General features: G+C 66.1%; 17 protein-coding genes. 8 read left to right on the forward strand and 9 right to left on the reverse strand.

All coding sequences use genetic code 11. From position 1 onward, the window contains the following. Positions 1-22: 22 nt before the first annotated feature. Entirely contained in the window at positions 23-817 is a 795-nt protein-coding gene (locus API01S_RS15285) for an AraC family transcriptional regulator (protein WP_061305599.1), read from the forward strand. Between the two features lie 62 nt (positions 818-879). Here the strand turns inward: API01S_RS15285 and API01S_RS15290 are convergent, their stop codons facing one another. Then, the gene (locus tag API01S_RS15290) at positions 880-1,548 is read right to left on the reverse strand and encodes a hypothetical protein (protein ID WP_061305116.1); all 669 of its coding nucleotides are present in this window, start codon (positions 1,546-1,548) and stop codon (positions 880-882) included. Then, positions 1,523-1,915, reverse strand: a complete 393-nt coding sequence (locus API01S_RS15295; RefSeq protein ID WP_006221493.1) for a phage holin family protein — start codon at positions 1,913-1,915, stop codon at positions 1,523-1,525. The genes API01S_RS15290 and API01S_RS15295 overlap by 26 nt, the downstream gene beginning before the upstream one ends. A gap of 123 nt (positions 1,916-2,038) precedes the next feature. Between API01S_RS15295 and API01S_RS15300 the strand changes: the two genes are divergently transcribed. Next, entirely contained in the window at positions 2,039-2,305 is a 267-nt protein-coding gene (locus tag API01S_RS15300; protein WP_006221492.1) for a hypothetical protein, read from the forward strand. Positions 2,306-2,331: 26 nt separating this feature from the next. Here API01S_RS15300 and API01S_RS15305 read toward each other — a convergent pair whose 3' ends face one another. Beyond that, positions 2,332-3,417 (reverse strand): calcium:cation antiporter, encoded by a 1,086-nt coding sequence (locus API01S_RS15305; protein WP_050729397.1) that lies wholly within the window; start codon positions 3,415-3,417, stop codon positions 2,332-2,334. 217 nt (positions 3,418-3,634) lie between these two features. On the opposite strand from API01S_RS15305, the gene API01S_RS15310 reads away from it, so the two are divergent. Beyond that, on the forward strand, positions 3,635-4,081 hold the full coding sequence (locus API01S_RS15310; protein WP_061305118.1) for a YMGG-like glycine zipper-containing protein: 447 nt from the start codon (positions 3,635-3,637) through the stop codon (positions 4,079-4,081). Here API01S_RS15310 and gph read toward each other — a convergent pair. Continuing rightward, positions 4,066-4,776: a phosphoglycolate phosphatase gene (gene gph, locus API01S_RS15315; protein WP_061305120.1), complete on the reverse strand. Its 711-nt coding sequence runs from the start codon at positions 4,774-4,776 to the stop codon at positions 4,066-4,068. The two genes, API01S_RS15310 and gph, sit on opposite strands and share 16 nt — an antisense overlap. 217 nt (positions 4,777-4,993) lie before the next feature. On the opposite strand from gph, the gene API01S_RS15320 reads away from it, so the two are divergent. After that, positions 4,994-7,519, forward strand: a complete 2,526-nt coding sequence (locus tag API01S_RS15320; RefSeq protein ID WP_061305122.1) for a mechanosensitive ion channel domain-containing protein — start codon at positions 4,994-4,996, stop codon at positions 7,517-7,519. 115 nt (positions 7,520-7,634) lie between these two features. Here the strand turns inward: API01S_RS15320 and API01S_RS15325 are convergent, their stop codons facing one another. The 3 genes from API01S_RS15325 to API01S_RS15335 are packed head-to-tail and all read right to left on the reverse strand — an operon-like array spanning position 7,635 to position 10,576. Then, positions 7,635-8,966, reverse strand: a complete 1,332-nt coding sequence (locus API01S_RS15325; protein WP_061305124.1) for a sigma-54-dependent transcriptional regulator — start codon at positions 8,964-8,966, stop codon at positions 7,635-7,637. Next, on the reverse strand, positions 8,963-10,348 hold the full coding sequence (locus API01S_RS15330) for a sensor histidine kinase (RefSeq protein ID WP_061305126.1): 1,386 nt from the start codon (positions 10,346-10,348) through the stop codon (positions 8,963-8,965). Before API01S_RS15330 ends, API01S_RS15325 begins: the two co-directional genes overlap by 4 nt. A gap of 30 nt (positions 10,349-10,378) precedes the next feature. Continuing rightward, on the reverse strand, positions 10,379-10,576 hold the full coding sequence (locus API01S_RS15335) for a hypothetical protein (RefSeq protein WP_061305128.1): 198 nt from the start codon (positions 10,574-10,576) through the stop codon (positions 10,379-10,381). 114 nt (positions 10,577-10,690) lie between these two features. Between API01S_RS15335 and API01S_RS15340 the strand changes: the two genes are divergently transcribed. From API01S_RS15340 to API01S_RS15355, 4 genes are all read left to right on the forward strand, one after another. Then, entirely contained in the window at positions 10,691-11,176 is a 486-nt protein-coding gene (locus tag API01S_RS15340; RefSeq protein ID WP_039883582.1) for a tripartite tricarboxylate transporter TctB family protein, read from the forward strand. Between the two features lie 3 nt (positions 11,177-11,179). After that, on the forward strand, positions 11,180-12,694 hold the full coding sequence (locus API01S_RS15345) for a tripartite tricarboxylate transporter permease (RefSeq protein ID WP_006221484.1): 1,515 nt from the start codon (positions 11,180-11,182) through the stop codon (positions 12,692-12,694). 78 nt (positions 12,695-12,772) lie between these two features. Next, a complete protein-coding gene (locus API01S_RS15350) occupies positions 12,773-13,267 on the forward strand; it encodes a hypothetical protein (protein ID WP_061305130.1) in 495 nt (164 codons plus the stop codon). A 38-nt stretch (positions 13,268-13,305) separates the two neighbouring features. Then, positions 13,306-14,565, forward strand: a complete 1,260-nt coding sequence (locus API01S_RS15355) for a putative Na+/H+ antiporter (protein WP_061305132.1) — start codon at positions 13,306-13,308, stop codon at positions 14,563-14,565. Between the two features lie 27 nt (positions 14,566-14,592). Here the strand turns inward: API01S_RS15355 and API01S_RS15360 are convergent, their stop codons facing one another. Both API01S_RS15360 and API01S_RS15365 read right to left on the reverse strand, forming a co-directional pair. After that, a complete protein-coding gene (locus API01S_RS15360; protein WP_006221481.1) occupies positions 14,593-15,948 on the reverse strand; it encodes an ATP-binding protein in 1,356 nt (451 codons plus the stop codon). Then, positions 15,945-16,616, reverse strand: coding sequence for a response regulator (locus tag API01S_RS15365; RefSeq protein WP_006221480.1), 672 nt, complete (start codon positions 16,614-16,616; stop codon positions 15,945-15,947). The genes API01S_RS15360 and API01S_RS15365 overlap by 4 nt, the downstream gene beginning before the upstream one ends. Positions 16,617-16,725: the final 109 nt, after the last annotated feature.

The following is a 16,725-nucleotide window of genomic DNA, read 5'->3' on the forward strand; positions in this document are numbered from 1 at the left end:
CAGTTATCGCAAAACTGCCAAGATGGAAGATTCCCCTTTCTATTCCGCCTTCGTCGCCTCGGGCGCGCCTGCCGCCGCGCTGGCGGTGGATTACCCGGACGGCCACGTCATCGCGCCCCATCGCCATGACCGCGCGCAACTGCTCTACGCCATCCAGGGGGTGATGACCATCGAGGCCGAAGGCGGCAGATGGGTGGTCCCGCCCACGCGGGGCGTCTGGCTGGAAGCCGATGTGGCGCATTCCGTGCGTATGAGCGGCGCGGTGCGCATGCGTACCGTGTTCGTCGACAGTCGCGCCACCGCGCAATTGCCCACGCGCAGCTGCGTGCTGGACATTTCTCCCTTGTTGCGCGAGCTGATCGTGGCGGCGGTCGATCTGGACGTCGGCGCGCCGGCGCGTTCCGGTTCGCGCGATTGGCACCTGCTGCGCCTGCTGTTGCAGGAATTGCGCAGCCTGCCCGTGCTGCCCCTGTACCTGCCCATGCCGGCCGACGCACGGCTGCGCAGGTTCTGCGATGCGCTGATGCGCGAACCCGATGCGGCGTTGACGTTGGATGAGTGGGCGGCGCAGCTGCACCTGTCCACGCGCACCTTGCACCGGCAGTTCCTGCAACAGACCGGCATGCGGTTGGGGCAATGGCGGCGGCAGGCGCGGCTATTGCTCGCGTTGGAACATCTGGCGGGTGGGGCGCGCGTGGTGGATGTGGCGTTGGAACACGGCTACACCAGCCAGAGCGCGTTCGCGGCCATGTTCAAGAAGCACTTCGGCGTGTCGCCAGCGGCGTTCTATCGGCAGCAGGGGACGGGCGAGGGATAGGGTGCGGGTGGACACGGCCCGGCCCTGGCTTCGCGCGGATCGGGCTCACGGCAGGCGTTGCATCACGGCTCGACCACCCGGGCAGCCGGGGCCACAATCGCCGCGGTTACTGTTGTCGGTGCTGACTGCGCGGCAGCTGTCGCTGCCGTTCCTCCTCTCGCCGCCGTTCCAGCCGTTGTCATTGCAGCCGTCGTTGTCACTGCCTTGGCCGTTTCCGCCGCCACCGCTTTTGCCACTGCCGTCTCCGCCGCCACGGTCGCCACGGTCGCCTTGCGCTGCAAGGCCCGCAGCCGCGTGACCTGCTCGTCCAGCTGAGTACGCAGGCGTTCGATCTCCTGCGCCTGCGCTTCTGCCTCCAAGCCGACACTGGCCTCGGCGACCTGCACCCGGGCCGTCGCCGCGCGCAGTTCGGCGATCATGCCTGTCAGGCGCTCGACTTCCGATACGGGTAGCGCGCCGCTCACGCGCCGCGTATTGCGGCGTTCCAGCAGCTCGGCAAAGCGGGCGCGCAGCGCCACAGCCGCCGCCGCGCGCAGCGGTTTTTTGAGGAAACTTGGCCAACCCAGCGCCGCGCCGGCAGTCAGTGCGGTGGTCTTGGCCCATGCGGCGCCCGCCAGACCAAAGGAAGGGGATCGGGAAAACCTGGGCGCTGCCCGGCGCAGGGCCTCGCGGTCTTCCTCCATTTTGGCCAGCAGCGCGTCTTTGTCAGCCTGGGTGGTGGTCTTGGGCATAGTGGCTCCGTGCGGCGGCGGTATCGAGCCGGACCTGGTGGCTCAGTTCGGCAAACGGCGAACCCTTGGGCGCGTTATGGCGCGCAATCGCCAGCGAAATCAGGGTCACGATCAACCACGCGCCCGCCACCAGCCAGGCGGCCAGCCGGCGATGCTCGGTGTCCCAGAAGCTGACGATGGCGGCAACCGAGACAAACCCCAGTGTGCCCAGCGCGCAGAACACCAGGGCGACACCGCTGATCAGCGTGGAGATCAGGGCTCCCCGATAGAGCGAGAGTTCGATGCCGACCAGTTCCACGTAATCGCCGGTACGCTCGGCGGCGAATTTCGCAATCAGCCGCAAGCTGCGCAATCGTTCGGAAATCATGGCGTCTCCTCGGGAGCCGTGAAAGCCGCCGAGCAGCAATTGGCATGCCCGCGTCCGCACCTGCCTGGGCATTTTTTTCGCGGATCAATCGCTGTAGCATGGAGCGACGCAACAGGAGGACGCATGGAAAAGCCAAAGTGGGATTTTCAGATCGAGCGGCCCGTTGAAGAAAACGGGCTGTGGCGCATCGGCTACACGTTGACCCTGGATGGGGTGGCGCAGCCTGGCGGGCCCATCGCCATCGAGACCACGTACCGGTCCGCGCATACCGCCATCGACGAGGCCACGCGTCTGGCCCGCATTCATGCGGCGGACCTGAATGGCGAAGCGCCCACCTTCGAAAAGCCGACCGAGGCCGAGGTCCCGTTCGGCGAACATCAGCGCTTCTGACGCCGCTTTGCCTGGCGACGCGTCGCTTACAGGCCCAGGCCAAGCAGCATCAGGAACGCGCCGAACAGCACGAAGTGCGTCATGCCTTCAATGGCGTTGGTCTGGCCATCGTTCAGGTTGATGGCCGCCACCAACAGCGTCACCAGCATCATCAGGGTCTGTAGCGGCGTCATCGCCATGTCGATGCGCTGGCCCGAGATCAGCGCCATTACTTCCATGGCGGGCACGGTCAGGATCACCGTGGACAAGGACGCGCCCAATGCGATGTTGACCACCGATTGCATGCGGTTGGCCAGCGCCGCGCGCAGCGCCGTCAGCATTTCTGGCGCAGCGGAAATGCCCGCGACGATCAGCGCCACCAGGCCGATCGGCACGTCGACGCCGTCCAGGCTGCGCTCCAGCGAATGCGACATCAGCTCGGCCAGGGCCCCCACGGCGACGATGCCGGCCGCCATGATCGCCGCCGCCGGGCGCCAGGGCGCAGGGCCATCGGCGGGCGGGTTGCGGCGCGATTTCTTTTCCGGATAGCTGTAGCTGAAAAAGTAGCTGTGCGGGCCGGTCTGCATGCGCAGGAAGACGCCGTACAGCAACAGCATCGCCACGATGGTGAAGGCGCTGTAGGCGCGCCAACTGGGCAGCGGCACGAATTCGGGGATGATCATGGACACTGTCACGGCCGTCAGGATCATGACGCTGTAGGTGCGCGCGGAGTCGTCGTTGTAGGACTGCTCGCCGTGCTTGAACCCGCCGATCAGCGCGGCCACGCCCAGGATGCCGTTGATGTCCAGCATGACCGCCGAATAGATGCTGTCGCGCACCAGCGTGGGCGAGCCGCCCTTGGACGACACGATGGCCAGCACGATGACTTCGACCAGCACGGCCGACAACGTCAGGATCATGCTGCCGTAGGGATCGCCCAGCCTTTGCGCGATGCGCTCGGCATGGCGCGCGACGCTCAATGATGCGAAAAGAATGGCCGTGATCAGCACGGCGGTTTCCGTCACGCTGGCCAGCCGCGACGCCCCATTGAGCTGATTGTCGAGGGCGTATCCGGCAACGGCGACAGCGCACGCCAAGAGTAGAAATTTCTCTGACTGGAGAAAGGATTTCATCTGTGGAAGGACGGGCGAAAGATAGAGCGAGCCTAGCACGCAAGCCGCCCGTCGTCCCGTCGGATGGCCGGGCATGCGCTTTGCTCACCCGTGCCTGCCTAGCCGATAGCCAGCCTCTTCGCCATACCCCATCTTGGGTATTCCAGGCGGGGACCGGCGTGTCGCGGGAGGGCTACATTGCAAGGAACAGGGTTCTTAACCGCATGTGGAGTTTTTCATGAAAAAGTCCAACATTGCCTGCGCTGCCTTGCTGCTATCGACGGTTTGCCTGGGCGCCGCCGCCCAGACCGTCACGCCCATGAAAGGGCAGACCCCGGAAATCACCCAACAGGACATCGCCGCCTGCCAGGCCCAGGCCGGCACGGGCACAACCAGCAGCGCGCCATCGGGCGGGCGCGCCAAGGGCGCGGCGACGGGCGCGGTCGCTGGCGCGGCGGTGGCCGGCGCGCGTGGCCGTCAGCACGAAGAGGCCTATGACCGCGTGGACGATGACGTCAAGCAGGAGTACCGACAAAACCAGGCGAAGGACGCGGCGGTAGCCGGCATGGTTGTCGGCGGATCGCGCCAGCGGCAGGACCGCCGCGAGCAGGCGAAGGACAGCAACGCGGCCTCGTCCGCCTATGCCAGCTGCATGCAGCAGCGCGGCTATCAGGTCACGCCCTGACTAGGCGCGCCTGCCAGCAGGTGCGCGCAGGCGCGGGGCAGTTCATCGAAATGGTGCAGCAACACGTCGGGCGACAGCTGGGCGGCCGGGGTCTCGGTGTAGCCGAAGTCCACCAATATCAATCGCGTCCCCGCCGCGCGCGCCGCGCCGGCGTCGGTGTCGGCGTCGCCCACCATGATTGTTCTTCCCAGGTTGCCGTCCACCGCTTGCACCGCTTCGATCAGGTGCGCGGGATCCGGCTTGGCCGCCGTCACGGCATCGATGCCGACGACGCCATGAAACAGGCCCGCCATGTCCAGCTTGGCCAGCAGGTCGCGCGATAGCCCGGTGGGCTTGTTGGTGCAGACCACCAGCGTCGCGCCTGCGCTTCTCAACGTGGTCAGCGCGGCGATCGCGCCGGGAAAGGGCTGGCTCTCATCGGCGATGTGATCGCGGTAGTGCGTGATGAAGCGCCCAAACAGCGCGGCGGTGCGCGCTTCGGGATCGGTCGCGCCGGCGGCTTCAAGCCCGCGCTGCAACAGCCAGCGCGCGCCGCGGCTGATGTAGGGACGGCCTGCTTCGTAAACCAGCGGCCGGTAGCCCTCGCCCCGCAGGACCGCGTTGACCGCGCCCATCAGATCGGGCGCGGAATCGACCAGGGTGCCATCCAGATCGAAGGCAATGGTGGCTCCGTTCAGCACATCGAGATCGGCCATGGGGTGGGGGTCCTTTCAAGGCAGGGAGGGCGGCCGAAGCACTATACACATCGCGCTCATCTGTCTGCGCCAGAAACGGGGACGCTATCTGGGCTTTATCATTTGCCTCTGGCGGCGTGGCCTTGGCCATCGCGCGCCGCGTTATCGCCTGCTACGTAGAGGAGTTTTATTAGTGGTTAGATTCGCAACGACAGCATCCCAATCCTATCCGCCCCGCATGGATCCTGCCCGTCTTTGGCGGCACAGGCGCGCGAGGCCCTGGCTGGCGGTAGTGCTGCTGGCGGTGATGCTCAGTTGCGTGTTGTTCGCCTGGCCCGGCCAGGCGCGCGCCGCGAACCCTCTGCAACCGCAAGCGCAGCCGGCCGCAAGCTCGGCATCGGCATTGACTCCGGCCGCCTTGGCGGATCTGTTGGAAAATCCCGAGGCGCGCAAGGCGCTGGTGGATGAATTGCGGGCGCAGGCAGGCGGCAACAAGGCCGCCGCCACTCCGGCCCCCGCCACGGCGGCGGCCAAGACGCCGTCGGAGCCCGGCTTGCAGGAACGCATGGCCGATGGCGTGCAGCGCTTTCTGACCGGCGTGGCCGCCGACATGGGGCAGGGCGTGGACGACATGCGCGCGCTGGCCTCGGGACATAGCTTGCGCATGGACACCGCGACGGCAGGCAACGCCTTGCTGCCCCTGCTGCTGGCCGCCGTCACGACCATCATTGCCTTCGTCGTGCTGCGCATGCTTGCCATGCTCATCTACACGCGCATCGACCGTTGGGTGGCCGAGCATGCTAGCGAGCCGGCGATCCTCGATCCACACGTCCGCCCGGCGCAGGCCGATGCGCCGGATGGCGTGATGCCGGCTCCGCCCGCATCCGCCGCCGCCACGCCCACGCGGCGCGCCGCCGTTTCCATGCGCGTGCTGTCGCGTCGCTTGGGGGCCATCGTGGGCGCCGTCGCCATCGACGCCGCCGTCGTGCTGCTGGCTGCCATGGCGGGCGCGGCCGTAGCCTTGTGGGGCACCCCGGGGCGCGGCGAGCTGGACACCTTGGCCGCCGTTTTCCTGCGCGCCTTCGTCGCCGTTGAAATCGTTAAAGTGCTGATCCGCACGGTGTTCGCGGTGCGGCACCCGCACCTGCGCCTCGTGCCCATGTCCGACGAACTGGCCAGGTACTGGAATGCCTGGCTGGTGCGCGTGGTGGGGGCGGCCGGTTACGGCACGCTGCTGATCGACCCCGTGATCTCCGCCGCGCTGTCGCCCGCGCTGGGCCGGCTGGCCAGCATGGTCATCATGCTGGCGGTGTATGTGTACGCGGTGCGCGTCATCTGGCAGAACCGCCATTCGGTGCGCGACCGCCTCAACCGCCATGCCGCCAACGCCGCGACCTTCATGGGTTCGCGGCTGCACTTCCTGTCGCGCATCTGGCACGTGCTGGGCATCGCTTACTTCACGGTGCTGCTGATCGTCAGCCAGATCGATCCGACCAATGCGCTGCCCTTCATGGCGCGCGCCACCGCGCAAACCTTGCTGGTCATCGGCGTGGGCAGCCTGCTCATCCTGCTGCTGAACACGGTGCTGGCCAAGCCCATCCGGCTCTCGGATGACCTGCGGCGGCGTCTGCCCATGCTGGAGGCACGCGTGAACGCCTATGTGCCGGCGATGTTGAAGGGGGTGGGGTGGATCATCCGCATCGTCATCGTGCTGCTGGTGCTGGACGCCTGGCACGCCTTCGACCTGTCCCGCTGGCTGGCCTCGGACGCGGGCGGCGCGGCCATCAAGTTGGTGGTGAACGTGGTCATCGTGCTGCTGATCGCGGCGTTGGCCTGGACCGTGATCGCCAGCATCATCGAACACCGCCTGAGCCAGAGCGAGGGGCGCGGCATGCCCAGCGCGCGTGAACGCACGCTGCTGTCGCTGTTCCGTAATGCCGCGCTGATCGTCATCGTGACCATGACCTTGATGGTGCTGCTGTCGCAGATCGGCATCGACGTCGGCCCGCTGATCGCCGGCGCTGGCGTGGTCGGCCTGGCCATCGGCTTTGGCGCGCAAAAGCTGGTGCAGGACATCATCACGGGCGTTTTCATCCAGCTGGAAAACGGCATGAACGAGAACGACGTCGTGCAAGTGGCCGGCGTGTTCGGCACCGTGGAAAAGATGACGATCCGTTCGGTGGGCATCCGCACGCTGGATGGCGGTTATCACCTGGTCCCGTTCTCGTCGGTGGATGTGGTCGCCAATCACATGCGTGACTTCTCTTATCACTTAGGTGAATACACGATTGCGCACCGTGAAAGCGTGGACGACGCCATCGAGCATCTGCGCGCGGCCTTCGCCGAGCTGATGACCGATTCGGTGCTCGGACCCGAGATCCTGGAAGAGATGACGGTCGCCGGCGTTACCGCCGTCAACGACAAGGGCGTGACCATCCGCATCCTGATCAAGACGACGCCGGGCATGCAATGGGCCGTGCAGCGCGGCTACAACCGCTTGTTGAAGAAGCACTTCGACGCCGCGGGCATCGAGCTGCCGTACCCGCACACCGTGGTGTATTTCGGTCAGGACAAGCGCGGCTACGCGCCTGCCGCCAATGTGACGCTGCAAGCCGAGCGCGCCGACGAAGGCGAAGACGCGCGCGCGGCTGGACACACGCGTCGCCGGTTCAAGCCGGAAACGCCCAGCAACGATTCCGCCGAGGTGCTGGGCAACGAGCTTGAAGCCCGCGAGGAAGCGGAACCGGGATCGCCGCGCGTGTAGCAGACGCTGCACGCCGGGCGAGTGACGGGGAACTCCCGTCGCCCGCCCGGCCGTGTCGCGCAATGGCGGACACGCCGGATCAAGCGCCTTTCACACGCACGATCCGCGCGCTGCGCTAACCGGGCTGATCCGAAAACCTGGCCTCATCGTCACTGTCGCGCGCCGCGCGCAGTTTTTTCCAAAGCGTGGTGCGCGAAATTCCCAGCCGCTTGGCGGCCAGTCCCATGTGGCCGCCGCACTCGGCAATGGCTTGCTGGATGGCGCGCTGTTCGGCGTCCAGCCGCGTGGCCGCCAGGTCGGGCTTGTCGGCAAGCTTGCTTTCGGGAAAGAGATCGGCGGCATGAATCTGCGCGCCGTCCGACATTACCAGCGCGCGCGCGATCCGGTTGCGCAGTTCCCGCACGTTGCCCGGCCACGCATGTTCGTGCATGGCCCGCACCGCGTCGGGCGACAGCGTCGCGCCCGTGGCGGACTGCGCGGCAAGCAGGGCGCGCGCCAGTTCCGGCAAGGCGCCAGGGCGTAACCGCAGGGGCGGCGCGGAGATCTTCGCAACCGCCAGCCGATAGAAAAGATCCGCGCGAAACGTGCCCTCTGCCATCGCCGCTTGCAGGTCGCTGCTGGTGCTGGCCAGGATCCGGCAATGCGTCTGGTGAGCGGCGCTGTCGCCCAGCGGACGATACTGGCCATCTTCAAGCACGCCCAACAGCGCGGCCTGCGCGCGTGGACTCAGCTCGCTGACTTCATCCAGATAAAGGGTGCCGCCTTCTGCTTGCGCAAACAGCCCCGTGCGCGCCGTGCTGGCGCCGCTGAACGCGCCTTTCACGTGGCCGAACAGCAGGCTCTCGACCAACTCCGTGGCCAGCGTCGCGCAATTGACGGCTACGAAGGGGCCGGCCGAGTAGGACGAGCGCGCGTGCATATAGCGCGCCGCGCGGTCCTTGCCCGATCCCGTTTCGCCTTCAAGCAGCACCGGCAAGGCGCTGGCGGCCAGGCGTTCAAGCTCCTGCGCCAAGGGATAGGTTTCCTCGTGCAGCGCGTATGGATTTTCCTGCACCTCGTCCAGGTGGCTGGCGGGCTGCGCCGCGATGACCGCGCGGATGCGCGCGACCAATGCGTCGGTGTCGTAAGGCTTGGTCAGGTAGTCGTTGGCGCCCGCCGACACCAGACGCACCGCCTGGGCGATATCGCCATAGGCCGTGGCAAACACCACGTTGGTGCTGGCCAGATGCGGAATCAGGCGGCGGTATAGGTCCTCGCCCGAGCCGTCCGGAAGACGGATATCGGCCAGCAGGAAAGCCGGCCGCATGCGCGTCCTGCGAAACAGCTCGACCGCCTGCGCGCAGCTTTGCACCCATTGGGCGGAGATGCCTTCCAGCCGTAGACGCTGCAACAGCGCGCCGCCCAGCAGCGCGTCGTCTTCGATCAGTAATACCTGTATGTCGTTCAAGACGCTTCTTCCCGTGGACCGCCGGGCAGACGCACGGAGATGCGCGTGCCCTTTGCCGTGCGCGTCACGCGCAGGCGGCCCTGCATGGTTTTTATCAGATCCGCCACGATGCCCAGGCCCATGCCGTCACCGTCGGTGGGGCCGCCCGTCAGCGCGCGCCGGGCGGCAGGGGGCAGGCCGGTGCCGCTGTCGGCCACATGCAGCGTCAACGCGTCGTGGCGCGCGCGGGCGAACACCAGCACCAGTTCGCCGGGGGCAGACGCCTGGATCGCATTGAGCACCAGGTTCAGCAGCACCTGGCGCACCGCGCCGGCCGGCAGCGCCAGGCGCTGTTCGTGCATGCCTTCGCAATGCAGCTCCACGCGCACGCCGCCGCGGCTGGCCTGGGCCCCGACCATCAGGCGGATGTCGGCGATATCGGCCTCGTGCAGTTGCGCGATGCCCGGGCGGAACGTGCGCAGGCTGGCGTCCACCACGGCTTGCAGCGCCTCGACACCGCGTTCGATGAAGCCCAGCGACTCGGCGCGCACATCGGCGCGCTCGCCGAATTGGCGCAGCGTTTGTACGGCGGTGCGCAGGCCGCCCAGCGGATTGCGCACCTCGTGCGCCAGCGCTGCCGACATGCGGCCCAGCACCGCTTCGCGTTCGATGCGGGCATTGCGTTCGGTCAGCGCTTCGCGCTGCACGACGCTTTCCGCCATCCAGTTATACGCGGACAGTAATTCCCGAAGCTCGGGGTCGGTCGTGTCCACCCGCATCGTGCGCAAGCGATCTTCCGGGCCGGCGCGCAGCGCTTCGGTGAGCGAAATGATCGGCCGTTGCAGGCGTCGCGCCATGCCATAGCAGAGCACAGCGCCGATCAGGCTGATCGCCAGGCCGACCAGCCCCAGCTCCAGCGCCAGCTCTTCGCGTTGCCGTAGAAAATCACTGACGTCCAGGTTGGCGACCAAGGTGCCCAGCGCCGGTCGCTGATCGTCCAGCAGGCGCCACGTCCATACCCCTTCCGAACGCGGGCTGACGAGCGTGCCAGACGCCTCTGCGAACGAGGCCAGCGGTACGGGCTCCACTTCGGGGTATCGCGCAACGTGCGCCAGCAGGCGATGGTCTTCGGTGACCACGGCAAGGGTTCGATCGACCACGCCCAGATGCGTGTCCAGCGCTCGGTTCAATACCTCTACCATCTGCTCGCTGTCGCCGGCCCGCACCGATGGCAGGATCGCGGCCGACAGGCCATCCAGGTACACCTGCCCCAGATTGGCGACCTGCCTGTCGAACTGCCGCGACACGCCGTGCAGCGCCAGCGAAATCAGCGCGGCGGAAATCACCAGGAACAGCAGCGAGACCGCAAGCGGAATTCGCGCGGTGAGGGGCAGGCGGGGCATGGCGGGGCTTTCGGAACCACAAAAACGCGATTATGCCTTGGACGAATGCCGCGCCGGATTTGCAAGCGTTGGAAAGCGCGCGCTGTTCAGGAAAAATGCGTGCCAGCCCTTGCTGAGGCGCGTTATCGCGCCGCGTTGTTCACTTTTGTGAACATCGGATGTGAACGCTTGTTCATCCCTGTTCAGCGTGGCGAACAAGCCTGTTTCGGGCTGCTGGTTTTCCCGCATGAATCCACATTGAGCGTGAAAGCGGATTGGAAGGCGTCGTCCTTAAAGTGCCCCTCCTTCGGCTCGCGACACGAGCGCGCCGGAGCATGTCGACAACAAACAGGGGAGCAAGCCGTGGGCAGCACCATATTTTCCAGAAAGCGCGATCTGTGGGGCGGTGCGTTCATCGCCCTATGCGGCGCGCTGACCTTATTTGAAGCATCGTCCTACAACATCGGAGAGCTGGCGCGGATGGGTCCGGGCTATTTCCCGATGATGATCGGCTGCTTCCTGATTGCCTTGGGCATCCTGGTTCCACTCAGCCCGGACCCTGACGAAGTGCAGGAAGAAATGCTTGAAGAGCAACTGCCCCAGCCCACCCGCCGCGAGCGCGTGCGTGGCATGGCGTGCATCGCCGCGGGCATCGCGCTGTTCATCATTCTGGGCAGCTACGTCGGTTTCTTGCCCGCCACGTTCGCACTGGTGTTCGTCTCGGCGCTGGGCGACACGTCCAACTCCGTCAAGTCCGCCGCCATCCTCGCGCTGGCGATGACCGTGTTCGGCGCGGTGGTGTTCTCGTGGGCGCTGCAATTGCAGTTCCCGATGCTGCGCTGGGGGTAAGAAATGGAACTTTTCGACAACGTATTGCACGGCTTCTCGGTGGCGTTGCAGTGGGAAAACCTGCTGTGGTCGCTGTTCGGCGTGTTCATGGGCAACATGATCGGCGTGCTGCCGGGCATGGGCGTGCTGGCCGCCATTTCTATCCTGCTGCCGCTGACCTATGCGATGACCCCCGTGGCCGCATTGATGATGCTGGCCGGCATCTACTACGGCGCACAGTATGGCGGCGGCATCACCTGCATCCTGCTGAACCTGCCCGGCACGCCATCGCACGCGGTGACCTGCCTGGACGGCAATCCGCTGGCTCGCCAGGGCAAGTCCGGCTCGGCGCTGTTCATGCTGGTCATGGCCTCGTTCGTGGGCGCCAGCGTGGGCATCATCATCATGATCCTGTTCTCGCCCTTGCTGGTTGAAGTGGCGTTCCAGTTCGGCCCGGCCGAGTATTTCTCGATGATGATGCTGGGTCTGTTCGCTGGCGCGACGCTGGCCAAGGGATCGGCCATCAAGGGCATTGCGATGGTGTTCCTGGGCCTGCTGCTGGGCGTGGTGGGCACGGACGTCAACACGGGCACCATCCGCTACGGCTTCGGCGTCATCGAACTGAGCGATGGCATTCCGCTGGTGGCGCTGGCCATGGGCCTGTTCGGCCTGGCGGACTTCTTCGCCAACGTCAATCGCATCGGCAAGGCCACGACCGTGGGCGCAGGCCCCAAGATGTCGGTGCGGCCCGAGCCGGGCGACATCAAGAAGTCGGCCATGCCGATCGCACGCGGCAGCGCCATCGGCGCGGTGCTGGGCATCCTGCCTGGCACGGGCGCGACCATTGCGTCGTTCATGTCCTACGCTGTGGAAAAGCGCGTGTCCAAGACGCCCAAGCGTTTCGGCAACGGCGCGATCGAAGGGGTGGCGGGTCCGGAAGCGGCCAACAACTCGGCCGCGCAAACCAGCTTCATCCCCACGATGAGCCTGGGCATTCCCGGCGACTCGGTGATGGCGCTGATGCTGGGCGCGCTGATCATCCACGGCATTCAGCCGGGGCCGCAGATGGTGACCGAGCACGCGGATCTGTTCTGGGGCTTGATCGCCAGCTTCTGGATCGGCAACATCATGCTGGTCGTCATGAACCTGCCGCTGATCGGCATGTGGGCGCGACTGCTGAAAGTGCCCTACAAGTACCTGTTCCCGTCCGCGCTGTTCTTTGTGTGCGTCGGCGTCTACAGCACGAACAACAATCTGTTCGACGTGGGCATGGTGCTGGTGCTGGGCCTGGTGGGCTATCTGTTCCTGAAGCTGCGGTTCTCGCCGGCTCCGCTGTTGCTGGGCTTTGTGCTGGGGCCCATGGTTGAAGAGAACTTCCGCCGTGCGCTGCTGCTGTCGCGCGGCAGCATGGGCGTGTTCATCGAGCGTCCGATCAGCGCCGGCTTCGTCTACGCCATTCTTGCGCTCGTCGTCTGGCTGGTGTTCTCGACGGTGCGTAACCGCAAGCGGGTGCGCGCGCTGGAAGAAGTGCGGGCCTGAGCGCTGACCGCAACGCGGTTCAGCATTGAACGGGGGGCTGCGGGCGGGCCCCCCTTGTCTATTGACGGGGAGGGTGTCATGCAGCAATTGGCGCGCCATGAAGGCGGTGACAGGTCCGGCGAAACGCTGGCCGTGGTACGTGAACTTCCCTTTGTGGAGTTCATCGAATTGCTGGAATTCAGCCACCTGCGTTTCGACCTGCCCGACAAGGGTGCGACGTCGTCGCTGGTCGGCTCGCAGGAATGGCGGCGGCAGATCGATGACGACAGCGCGCAGCCCGGTTCGGTCTATGTCTGCACCACGCTGGATGCGCTGCACCACGCGGTGCTGGCGCCCGAGCATGCCGAATTGAAGATCGACATGCCTTGCCAAAGCCGGGTGCGCCTGCGTACCCTTTTCCGACAGCGCGCGAGCGCGTCCGCCCAGCCTTGCGTGCGAGTAGACTTGCAAGCGCTGATACGGCGCGTGCTGGTTCCGGCCAGCGCCCCGGCGCATCTTTTCGATCTGGTCAAGCACGTCGTCATGACGCGCCTGTGGGTGGAGGTGGCGCGGGTGTCGTCTCCTCGTCTCTAACCCCGGGGCCTTTACCCCCTATGTACAGGAACTGATACGTGACAGAGTCCGGTCTGGAAATCATTGCCGCCATTGTTTTCGCCGTTGCCTTGCTGCACACTTTTTCCGCGCCGATGTTTTTGCGTCTGGCGCATCGAAGCAAACGTCATGGCGGCCTGCTGCATCTGCTGGGCGAAGTCGAAGTGGTGTTCGGCTTCTGGGCGGCGATCCTGCTTGTCCTGATGGCCTTGGCCGCCTCGGGAAGCTCTGCCCTGGCCTATGCCGAATCTCGCAACTACACCGAACCCGCCTTTGTTTTCGTGGTGATGGTCATCGCGGCATCGCTGCCCGTGCTGACGGTGGTCATGCGGCTGGTCGAACGCGTCGCGCGGCTCTTGCCCGTGCGTGACCAGACGGCCAAGGCGTGGCTGTGCCTGGCGCTGGTGCCGCTGGCCGGATCGCTCGTGACCGAGCCGGCCGCAATGACCATCGCCGCGATGATGCTGGCGCCGCAGGTGTTTCACCGCGACATGCCGGAACGGCTGAAGTATCTGGCGCTGGGCGTTCTGTTCGTCAATATTTCGATTGGCGGAACGCTGACGTCCTATGCCGCGCCGCCCGTCCTGATGGTGGCGTCCACCTGGGGATGGGACAGCGCCTTCATGTTCAGCACGTTCGGCTGGAAGGCGGCGCTGGCCGTGCTGGTCAACGCCACGCTGGTCACCTTGCTGCTGCGCCCGCATCTGCATTCGGGCGATGTCATGTCAATGAAGAAGTCCGCCAAGCCGATGTCGGCCGTGGTCATCGCGGTGCATCTGGCGTTCCTGGCGGCAGTCGTCCTCAGCGCGCACCATCCGATCATCTTCCTGGGACTGTTCCTCTTCTTCATCGGCTATACGCAGGCCTACAAGGCGCATCAAAGCCCGCTCATCATCAAAGAGGCCTTGCTGGTGGGGTTTTTCCTTGCGGGCCTGGTGGTGCTGGGCGGCATGCAGCAGTGGTGGTTGCAGCCCATCGTCAGCAGCCTGGAGCCGAACGTGCTGTTCGTTGGCGCGCTGGCGCTGACCGCGATCACCGACAACGCCGCGCTGACCTATCTGGGCTCGCTCATCGACGGCATTTCCAGCCAGGCGCAGTACATGCTGGTGGCCGGCGCGGTGGCGGGCGGCGGGCTGACCGTCATCGCCAATGCGCCCAATCCGGCCGGCGTGGCCTTGCTGCGCGGCAGCTTCTCGAACGGCGCGGTCAGCATGACGGGGCTGTTGGCGGGCGCTGCCATCCCGACGCTGATCGCCGCGTCGTTCCTGTTCTTTCTTTGACGCCTGAATGCGGGTCGCCGGACGCGGCTATTGGCCGCGCCGCAGCGTGACCCGCAGCCCGCGCCCGAAGTCCTGCGTGGCCTCGCGCATCGTGAACTGGATGCGCAGGCCATGGTTGTGCGCGATACGGCGTGCAATGGACACGCCCAGCCCGCTGCCGGCCTCTTCGTGGCCCGCCGCGCGCAGGAAGCGGTCGCCCAGCCGGGGCAGGATATCGGGGGCTATGCCCGCGCCTTCGTCGTCGACGGCAATCTCGGCCGCGCCAAAGATCAGCCGCACGCGGCCATGGCGCGGACCGTAGCGGATCGCGTTGTCCAGGAGGTTCTTGAGCAGGATGGCCAAGGCCTGTTCATCGCCCGCCATCGGTAGCGGCTGCTCGTCTGCGCCGGGCCATTCGACCGCGATGTCGACATCGCGCCGGTCGGCGATCCACAGGCAGTCTCCCACCGCCTGTTCCGCCACCGCGCGCCAATCGACAGCGCCGCCAAAATCGGCATGATGCGCGCTGTCCAGCCGCGCCATCGTCAGCAATTGCGACACCAATCTATCCAGCCTTTCCATGCCGCGCGTGACGCTGGCCTGCGCCTGCTTGCGCTCGGCCGGGTCCTGCGTGCGCTGCACCACGTCCCACTGCGCGCGCACGGCCGCCAGCGGTGTGCGCAGCTCGTGCGCGGCGTCGGCCGTCAAGCGGCGTTCCTGTTCGATCAGCGTGCCCACTCGCGCCAGCAAGCCGTTCATGGCTTCGACCAGCACCCGCATTTCGCCGGGCACCTCGGCGGTCGGCAAGGGCGTGGCGTCATCGGGCCGGCGCCGCTCCAGTTGCACCGATAGATCGCGCACGGGCCGTATGGCTTTGCGCACGGCAAAGATAAGCAAGGCGATCAGGACGGGCAGCCCGGCCAGCCACGGCAGGATCTGGCTGGCGACGTAGGCGATGGCCAGGTCCTCGCGCTCGCCGATGCGCTGGCCCACGGCCACGCGCGTGTTGCTGTCGGGGTCGCTCAGGTAGACCAGACGCCATGGAACGCCATTGACGATGCTGTCGAAAAAGCCCTCGCGCCCAGCTTCGCGCGGGAATTGCTGCGCTTCGGCATCGAGCACCAGCGCCTCGCCCGCGCCGCGCCAGATGGCGACAGAAAGATCGCCGGGGCCGGCATCGCCGCTGTCGGAAGAAGGCGCGGTGGCCGGCAGCGGCACCGTGGTGACGGACGGCGGAATCAATGCGGCGACGGCGATGGTCTGCTGCGCCAGCCGCAGCATGTCGGTGTCGTAGAGCTCATTGATTTCGTGCGTGGCGCGCCAGTAGGTGCCGGCGATGGTGATGAGCCACGCAAAGGGCGCGGCCAACAGCACGGCGATGATCAGCCTGCGTTGCAAGGTCATGTTTCGGCATCCACCTGGCCCAGCGCATACCCCGAGCCGCGCACCGTGCGTACGATCTTGGGATGGATCTTCTTGCGCAGATGATGCACGAAGACTTCCAGCGCGTTGCTTTCCAGTTCCGCGTCCCAGTCGTAGAGTTTGTCGCGGATGAAGTCGCGGGTCAGGACGCGATGGGGATGCGTGAGGAACAGCTCAAGCAGCAGGGCTTCGCGCGTGGTCAGGTCCACTTTCTGGCCCTTCCAATGCACTTCGTGCAGGGCAGGGTGGTAATCCAGATCGCCATGGCGCCACACCGGTTCGGGCTTGCCCGCCACGCGCCGTGTGACCGCCCGCAGGCGCGCGGCCAATTCGTCCAGCGCAATGGGTTTGATCAGGTAGTCGTCGGCCCCGGCGTCCAGCCCCGCGATGCGGCTGTCGACGGCTTCGCGCGCGGTCAGGATGACGACGGGTACGCTGCGGCCTGCATTACGCCAGCGGGCCAACAGCGTGACGCCATCCTCAAGGGGCAGGCCCAGGTCCAGCACGACGGCGTCGTAATGGACGACGCCCATCGCATGGTCGCCCTCGCGGCTGCTGGTGAACCAGTCCACGGCATAGCCCAAAAGCCGTAGACCGGATTTCAATCCGTCGCCGATCAGCGGATCGTCTTCAATGATGAGGATTCTCATTTCTTGCCCAGGGGCCCCGTTCGAACGAGATTACCACCGCCCGCTGGTTAATTTGTCATTAAGGTTCGGACCCTAAGCTGCGCTCCATCGTTTTTGGAAACCCTGTCTG

The sequence above is a fragment of the Achromobacter piechaudii NBRC 102461 genome (genome assembly GCF_001571245.1).
Lineage (GTDB): Bacteria > Pseudomonadota > Gammaproteobacteria > Burkholderiales > Burkholderiaceae_B > Achromobacter > Achromobacter piechaudii.

Excerpts from the sequence above, each read along its gene's own strand:
- API01S_RS15285 (WP_061305599.1), top strand. The coding sequence starts at position 23 with ATGGAAGATTCCCCTTTCTATTCCGCCTTCGTCGCCTCGGGCGCGCCT.
- API01S_RS15290 (WP_061305116.1), bottom strand. The coding sequence starts at position 1,548 with ATGCCCAAGACCACCACCCAGGCTGACAAAGACGCGCTGCTGGCCAAA.
- API01S_RS15295 (WP_006221493.1), bottom strand. The coding sequence starts at position 1,915 with ATGATTTCCGAACGATTGCGCAGCTTGCGGCTGATTGCGAAATTCGCC.
- API01S_RS15300 (WP_006221492.1), top strand. The coding sequence starts at position 2,039 with ATGGAAAAGCCAAAGTGGGATTTTCAGATCGAGCGGCCCGTTGAAGAA.
- API01S_RS15305 (WP_050729397.1), bottom strand. The coding sequence starts at position 3,417 with ATGAAATCCTTTCTCCAGTCAGAGAAATTTCTACTCTTGGCGTGCGCT.
- API01S_RS15310 (WP_061305118.1), top strand. The coding sequence starts at position 3,635 with ATGAAAAAGTCCAACATTGCCTGCGCTGCCTTGCTGCTATCGACGGTT.
- gph (WP_061305120.1), bottom strand. The coding sequence starts at position 4,776 with ATGGCCGATCTCGATGTGCTGAACGGAGCCACCATTGCCTTCGATCTG.
- API01S_RS15320 (WP_061305122.1), top strand. The coding sequence starts at position 4,994 with ATGGATCCTGCCCGTCTTTGGCGGCACAGGCGCGCGAGGCCCTGGCTG.
- API01S_RS15330 (WP_061305126.1), bottom strand. The coding sequence starts at position 10,348 with ATGCCCCGCCTGCCCCTCACCGCGCGAATTCCGCTTGCGGTCTCGCTG.
- API01S_RS15335 (WP_061305128.1), bottom strand. The coding sequence starts at position 10,576 with ATGCGGGAAAACCAGCAGCCCGAAACAGGCTTGTTCGCCACGCTGAAC.
- API01S_RS15345 (WP_006221484.1), top strand. The coding sequence starts at position 11,180 with ATGGAACTTTTCGACAACGTATTGCACGGCTTCTCGGTGGCGTTGCAG.
- API01S_RS15350 (WP_061305130.1), top strand. The coding sequence starts at position 12,773 with ATGCAGCAATTGGCGCGCCATGAAGGCGGTGACAGGTCCGGCGAAACG.
- API01S_RS15360 (WP_006221481.1), bottom strand. The coding sequence starts at position 15,948 with ATGACCTTGCAACGCAGGCTGATCATCGCCGTGCTGTTGGCCGCGCCC.
- API01S_RS15365 (WP_006221480.1), bottom strand. The coding sequence starts at position 16,616 with ATGAGAATCCTCATCATTGAAGACGATCCGCTGATCGGCGACGGATTG.